General features: G+C 41.5%; 7 protein-coding genes. 4 read left to right on the top strand and 3 right to left on the bottom strand.

Annotation, left to right across the window (positions count from 1 at the left end; translation table 11 throughout):
• Positions 1 to 982: 982 nt before the first annotated feature.
• Both Q0590_RS36170 and Q0590_RS36165 read left to right on the top strand, forming a co-directional pair.
• Positions 983 to 2,254, top strand: a complete 1,272-nt coding sequence (locus Q0590_RS36170; RefSeq protein WP_302042564.1) for an IS91 family transposase — start codon at positions 983 to 985, stop codon at positions 2,252 to 2,254.
• A 431-nt stretch (positions 2,255 to 2,685) separates the two neighbouring features.
• On the top strand, positions 2,686 to 2,931 hold the full coding sequence (locus Q0590_RS36165) for a hypothetical protein (RefSeq protein WP_302042563.1): 246 nt from the start codon (positions 2,686 to 2,688) through the stop codon (positions 2,929 to 2,931).
• A 329-nt stretch (positions 2,932 to 3,260) separates the two neighbouring features.
• Here Q0590_RS36165 and Q0590_RS36160 read toward each other — a convergent pair whose 3' ends face one another.
• A complete protein-coding gene (locus Q0590_RS36160; protein WP_302042562.1) occupies positions 3,261 to 4,250 on the bottom strand; it encodes an IS110 family RNA-guided transposase in 990 nt (329 codons plus the stop codon).
• 369 nt (positions 4,251 to 4,619) lie between these two features.
• On the opposite strand from Q0590_RS36160, the gene Q0590_RS36155 reads away from it, so the two are divergent.
• Positions 4,620 to 5,051, top strand: a complete 432-nt coding sequence (locus Q0590_RS36155) for a hypothetical protein (protein WP_302042561.1) — start codon at positions 4,620 to 4,622, stop codon at positions 5,049 to 5,051.
• Between the two features lie 169 nt (positions 5,052 to 5,220).
• On the opposite strand, the gene Q0590_RS36150 is transcribed toward Q0590_RS36155, so the two are convergent.
• Positions 5,221 to 5,436 (bottom strand): hypothetical protein, encoded by a 216-nt coding sequence (locus Q0590_RS36150; RefSeq protein ID WP_302042560.1) that lies wholly within the window; start codon positions 5,434 to 5,436, stop codon positions 5,221 to 5,223.
• A gap of 265 nt (positions 5,437 to 5,701) precedes the next feature.
• Between Q0590_RS36150 and Q0590_RS36145 the strand changes: the two genes are divergently transcribed.
• Complete coding sequence (locus tag Q0590_RS36145; RefSeq protein WP_302042559.1) at positions 5,702 to 6,247, top strand: hypothetical protein; 546 nt, start codon at positions 5,702 to 5,704, stop codon at positions 6,245 to 6,247.
• A 159-nt stretch (positions 6,248 to 6,406) separates the two neighbouring features.
• On the opposite strand, the gene Q0590_RS36140 is transcribed toward Q0590_RS36145, so the two are convergent.
• Positions 6,407 to 6,721, bottom strand: a complete 315-nt coding sequence (locus Q0590_RS36140; RefSeq protein WP_302042558.1) for a hypothetical protein — start codon at positions 6,719 to 6,721, stop codon at positions 6,407 to 6,409.
• Positions 6,722 to 6,941 lie beyond the last annotated feature (220 nt).

Raw genomic sequence — 6,941 nt, 5'->3', positions numbered from 1 at the left:
TCTATACTGCTCGTACGTATGAAAAGGGGGAGGTTATTGCCTTGATAAGTTCAATACTGTTATCAGGTTTTATTATCACATCCTTGGTAATGGTTGGAAAGCAAAAGGCTACTACATAAACAATCATAATCCTAGCAATCAAAGCTATCTCAACTAAGCCACAGATACAATAAAATCTATAGTATCTGTGACGGCCATACTCTAAACAATCTTATCTTTTTAAACTTTATGAAGCTTTTCTTCTTGAGAAACTTATTCCTACACTTTTTAATAAACTATAATGGTATTTAACATAAAAGATGATGTCCAACAAAATCGCAGCTAGTGCAATTTACAGGCATTTTGGCTTATTAAACCTTCTTGTACTTTTCTGATATTCATACTTTTATGTGTACAATGCTTTGGATCAGTGGATTAGAGAAATAAAATCAATCGTATCAGGTAAAAAATCTTTAAATTAATAAACCGACATTTTTACCCTTTCTTCACAAAGAGCTCATATAGACTCTTTCTCTGGTCTATTAGACTAAAAGTTAGGTGTATTTGCTAATGCAATTGTGTTTATTCTCTAAAATCTGGAAATACACACAATTCAAAAAGTACAATTCCACTTTATCTTTTCAGGTATAAAAAAAGAAGAAAAAGCTTTTGGTCTAAAAAAGTAACAGTTTGGCTGTATCTCACCTTGTTAGTGCTGAAAATAGGATAGTAAAAATTGCTTGAGAAAGCAAAAGAGTCGTATATTAAAGAAGGATAGGGGGCAGCTCGCCTATACGCTCTTTGGCGAGAAAATGGACCCATTTCTGCTGTATTGGGATATATTAACCCAATAACAAGCTTCAAAAATCAATTTTGGAGTTACCCTAGAAGAGTGGTGGATATAAAAGAAATAAACACAACTCAAACAGGGAAAGTGTGTTTATTCATATGTTGGACAAAATCTAACGATAAATTAAAAAAAAGCGAGTAAAAAGCATTCTTTGTGTGTCAATCAACCCTGGAAAAGGCCTCACCTGCAGCCTACCGCTACGAGAAAAAATACCATTTATCCGACATCTATCGCCTATACTTCAAAGCGTATCTGCAATCTAAAAGCAGGCATTTATTTCTAGAAGAACGCCATTTAACCGCTGTTAATCAAACCCTATGCTGTAGAACCGGAAAGCTAGGCTATCATTTGTTCAAATGCAATGGCTGTCAGCAGCAGAAATATCTGTATCACTCCTGTAAACACAGATTCTGCGGCAACTGTGGTTCGGCAGAAACCCACCGATGGGCCCAAGACCTGCAGATAAAACTCTTAGATATTGCTCACCATCATGTGGTTTTTACTTTGCCTGCCTCTTTACGCAAACTCGCTAAGGATAATCCCAAAACTATCTATGATCTTTTCTTCCGGGCCAGCAGCCAGGTATTGCAGAACTACTTGGGCTATAAACATGGGCTCAGCTGTGGGATCGTGAGTGTCTTGCATACAGCCGGCAGTGATCTCAAGTATCATCCTCATTTGCATCTGATTGTTTCAGGCGGTGGCCTAGATATAAGCACAGGTCAACAGGTGGTCCTGCCAGGTAACTATTTGTGCAACAGTGCACATCTCAAGAAGCGTTTCCGGTGGCAGTTCGAAAAAGGCCTGGTAGACTTATATGAAAAAGGTAGCTTACGCCTTTCGGGCAGCCTGGCTTTGGGCAGAAGTTATTTTCTTTCGTACTTAAAGAAGCTCAACGGGCAGGATTGGGTCGTGTCAGTTCAGCCGGCCTTAGCTGATAAAAGCCATATTGTCAAATATGTAGGCCGCTACACCAAAAGAGCCTGCCTGAGTGAATACCGCCTTGCTTCCATCGAGGCAGGCCGGATAAGCTTCAGCTACAAAGACTACAAAAACAGTAAATCAGGAGAAAAGCCCAAAGAAGCCTTGATGGTCTTGCCTTACAGTCAGTTTCTAGACCGGCTCCTGCAGCATGTACCTTTCAAAGGTTTCCGCATGGTCCGCTACTACGGCTTGTATGCTACGCGTGTCAACAGAAAGGAAACTGCTGCCGAACAGCATGCAGCTCTTGCCGTACCCTCTACAAACAATACTGACCCCACCTTTTTAGATTTTGAAACCTATTGGCAAGAAGTGTATGGAGAAAAGGCTTTAAATTGTAGCAACTGCCAGGATTCTTTTAAATATATAGGTCAATATTTCAGGGGCCTCCGGGCTAAGTGGCGCACTTTGCCGCTTGCTAATGGTGGGACAGATAGTTCTTGATTTGAATGGTATGATGCCTTCTGTAAGGCTTTTCTCTTACAAGTTTTCTTTTTTGCTGCCTTTGATCAAAAGGCAGCCGGCTGCTTATTGCCCCAAGGTATTTTTGCCCAGGCAAGGGTGTAGAAAAAACAGCAAGTGGCAGCAAAAAAGAACAAAAAAGGTTACGATGCCCTCTTAGCACTCACTTATGGTGGCGCACGAGCAGCTAAAAAGATCATTGATAAGAGCAGTAAAAGATTGAAAATTCCTTAGGTGATAGTTGCCTTCCCGGTGTAAAAAGCTTACTTTTCCTCAAAGGGGCCGCATTAAAGAAAAACAATAACAAACTTTGTCCAACAGCAGTTAAGCCGACAAGCGGGATGCTCCAGCACAAGCCTAAGCATGTATCCACGCCTGCGCTTATTTGCTATTCATTAGTGGCTATATAAGAAATGACAAGGATATTAATTGGGATCTTATTGATTGTGTTTGGCTCCTTTATAGGAATCTTTGCTGTATATTTCCTTGTAATGATTGTAAAGTTCTACGTTCAATATGCTGATAGTGAAATGGGAAATGAAGCGGGAGGATTTATGCAATTGTTTTGGATAGGTTTTATTATTGCAGGAATAACTTCATTTTTTGCTAATAGAAAAGGTATTAAATTACTTAAGATTGAAAAGATTGATGACAAATAGGATACATCTTTCTACCTTAAAGAGTAAACAATAAAAGCCACTAACACCACGTTCTATTAGAAATCCAAGATTTTTAATAGGATTTTTTTAAGCTGCTCTCTAGTTAAAGGCAAAAGTATACTATAGGACGAAAGTGCCCTAAGGTTTAGTTGATCTATTCCCGCTTCCCCCTTCAGAAGCAAAGATAAGGATCAGAAATTGCTGTCAAGGGTTACACACGCAGCGCTCCCTCTCAACCCAGCCCAAGGGCTGCCCTTGACAGTAATTTCTTTCCCCTTGAAAAGGCTTCTAAGAGGGGGAAGCTACCAGTGGGGGCAAGCCTCTGCTCTCTATCGTTGCAGGGCGATGTAAGGGGAGTTTCTCCGAATCACAGCAAACATGCGACTTAAGAGTTTATTTCTAATGGTGTTTAAAATGACCATGTGATGTTTACCTTCTTTGAGCTTACGCCGATAATATTTTCGGTATTCGGTATCCCGCTTGAGCATATTCACCGCTCCCATACTCATCAAGCCTTTTAGTTTCCGATTAGCAATCCGACAAGTCCTATTTCTGCCAGCAAGACTACTGCCCGATTGGTGAGGGAAGGGAGCTGAGCCCATATAACAAGCAAACTTGCGCCAGGTGGTAAACTTAGTAAAGCCTTCCGAGTAGGCAATCATATGAGCGGCAATCTGCAAGCCTACCCCTGGTACCGAACAGAGTAACTGGGCTTGTCTGTCGAGTTCGGGAACCTGTAGTAATGCTTTGAGGGCTTGGTTAACTTTTTTGAGTTGCTCTTTGACAATTTTGAGCTGTTGCTGTAGCGACCCTAAAATAAAGGAAACATCCACTAACTCTTTTACTTGGATAAGCTCAGAGGCAGAAACAGAAAAACGATTTTTCTGTTTAATGAGGCGATTGCGATGCGTTAGCAAAAGTTTTAACTCCAGTATTTTGCTTGAAGGCAGTTGGGTCAAGCGGAGTTTATCGGTATGGCGAGCAGCATACTCAGCGATAAGGGTAGCATCCGCTTTATCGGACTTACCCCGAATGATGCCCATGGAATGCTTGATCTGATAAGGTGATTCAATGGCATATGCTATTTGTTGGTAGGAAAGAAAATAACACAAGCGATAGTGATACAGTCCTGTGGCTTCCAAGCACACCACACATTCATTTAAGTCAGCCTGTTGCTTGATCCAGGTGAGCAGTTGGCGAAAACCACTGGGTTTGTTGTCAAACTGTCGATGCACACGTTTGTTGGTAGCCGGCTGATAAAGGGTAGCATCAAAGGTAGCTTTACTGATGTCAATGCCTACAAAAACAGTCTTTTTCATGGCTTACGAAGGAAGAGTGAAAGGAATAAAAGAGAGAATAAACCAAAGAAGTTGAACCGACTACTATCTTTAACAGGCCTCGTATCTAAGCAAGCATAAAGCGACTTGAAAGAAAGCTAGCCTAACGTTCTATTGGGTCAATTGTTCAACCACCTAGCACAAAGAAAGGACTACCATGGTGTTTAGGCATGAAAACCTGAATTCGACCTAAGTTCTCCTCTCTTTTTGCTAAGTTGAGAAATTGTATTATTTTATAGAACCTAATATAAAGAACTTCAACCGGTCAGCGGCCCATGCCAACCACAACCTTAACACAAGGGCTCGCCGCCGGGAAGTATTGCTACATTACTTGCCAATAAGAATAAAAAAATGTGTAGATACGGGTTCATAGAATATAAAAACACTTATGCTTGTTTCAACTGCCGAAAAGGATTTAAGCGGCGTTTAGATAGGGACTTGCTTTCGCAGAAAGAGTTGAGAGTTGAAAAGCAGAAAAAATTTGATAAGCTTATCTATAAGAAAGAAGTTGCAGATAAAAAGGCAAATGATACTTTGCTTATCAAGTGCCCGGATTGTGGAGACCAAATGGTCAACTTGGGTAAAGATCTACGGCTACCTAAAAAAGATAAACAAGAGCAATGGTTGGCTATTGAATATTTAGCCAACAATAACTTCAACTTTTTTACTTGTGGATGCGATGGAATAGGTGTTGTGCCACAGAATTTGCAGGAAGCCTACAAGTTGATGGAAGAGCGAAGAAGGAAAACAGAGGGAGAAAAATTGTTAGAAAAAATCAAATGAAAATACATAAGATTGGCAAGTAACGCCAGCTTCGACCGCCAACTAGCCCTTCCCCAATATAAGGCCACACCACAATGGGACTGGTATGCGGGAAGCATTGTTACATTGATGTGCTATCAAAGCACATCAACGGGCGGGGTGGCAGGCGAATCGCCTGTTAACGCTAGAGTTAAAGGTACTCCCCGGTACGAACGACAGCCCATAACACGGTGGAAGCGCAACCGATCTGCGCCGCCCCACCATTAAAAGAAGGAAGGGGGTAATTCCACCCGAACGGCATGGAATTGCACAGTGTGGGCGCAGATCGGCTGCGCCTGCCACCCCGCCCGTTATCGGTTATATAATAAATACTAATTTCAATAGAATAAGATGATGACAACTTCACTGTTGAAAGTGTTGATAGTAATTGCAGGACTTGTTTTAACCTTTGCTTCTTTAATAAATGGAGTAATAAAAAAAGAAAAGAAAAGAATCAAAAAATCAGCAATAGTATTTATTAGTATTTGGATTTTGATACTTGCAATTACAATTATAGAGTTTATTATAATTTAAAAAGCAAGTACAACCGATAACACCTGCTTCGGCCTCTCAGCGGCCTGCCACAGCAAAGGCTAACGCTTGAAAGGCACAAGCTAAAATAGATGCAAAATATGTTCAAACAAACACTTTTAACCTTGCTGCTTTTGTTAGGAGCATTCATTGAAGTCAACGCTCAAGAGGTGAGAAAGTCCATGCAAAAAAACACACTCTTTGTAGAGATAGGCGGCAATGGCTTTTTTTACTCCCTCAATTATGATCGAATACTCTTAGATTATTCCACCTGGAGGATCTCCGCACGAATCGGAGGAATGTATATGCCGGGTATATTTGAAACCAACCGGCATCTGATTGGCCTGCCCCTGGAAGTAAGCTACTGGCGGGGAAAGGGTAATCATCATTTTGAGCTAGGGCTTGGCTTCACGCCTATCTATGATACCTATTCACTGAATGAGGTCTCTAGACAGCAGGCAATACTGATAGGCGTAGCAAGGATCGGCTACCGGTATCAGAAAAGGGAAGGGGGCGTGTTTTACCGGGCAGGCTTTATGCCCCTGCATGGGACGATCTATGATTTTAATTACCGGCAATGGGACAGAAATAGCAACTTTACCTATCCATTAGTAGGTTTAGCAATAGGCTATACCCTGAAAAGATAACACCCCGGCTCGTTGCTTTCCGCATAGTTATGAAACCATCAAGCATTTCCATTACCTCCCCGTTAAATGTGGGGAGGTTTTTTATTCGATTAGAAATCCTTTTGCTATTTCTTCCCCTCTTGCCCGTTTTTTACACGTAGAAAGAGGAAAAACACTACCTTAGTTTACAACCACTTTCTTATAGGTTGCCGTATGCTCTATAGTCTGGCTCAGACTCTCATTCCCCCAGTAGGTAAGAACTAAGCGGTAGGTATCCTCTCCGGATGTGCTTAGCTGCCAGTCATGGATGATCTCAACCCGTTTGATGCTTCTTGGAGCAAAGGTTAGATCCTGCTTAGTGTGCATATAGGCGGCATTGCCGGTAGATACGATCTCAAAACGGCCCTCATTCAACAAAAGCTGATGGCTTGCCTCTACAAAGGCTATATCAATAACGCCAGGCAAAAATATATTAGATTCAGTATTGATTTTCACATACTGGCCCCACCATAGGGCTTTTGGTGATCTCCCGATAGCTGAGTAAACCTACGCTTATTTCCTCTTTAGGAGCCACCTGCGGTGTGTTACAGGAAACTAAAATTGGGAATGCAAGGAGCAGTAATAGTGACGATTTCATGGTAAGGTAACCCATTTTTTCACTTCATGGCCTAGCACCTGCAACCTAGACAGGTATTTCACACAAAAGATGTCAGGC

This window comes from Rhodocytophaga aerolata (assembly GCF_030503435.1).
GTDB lineage: Bacteria > Bacteroidota > Bacteroidia > Cytophagales > 172606-1 > Rhodocytophaga > Rhodocytophaga aerolata.
This window is presented reverse-complemented; position numbering and strand designations above follow the sequence as displayed.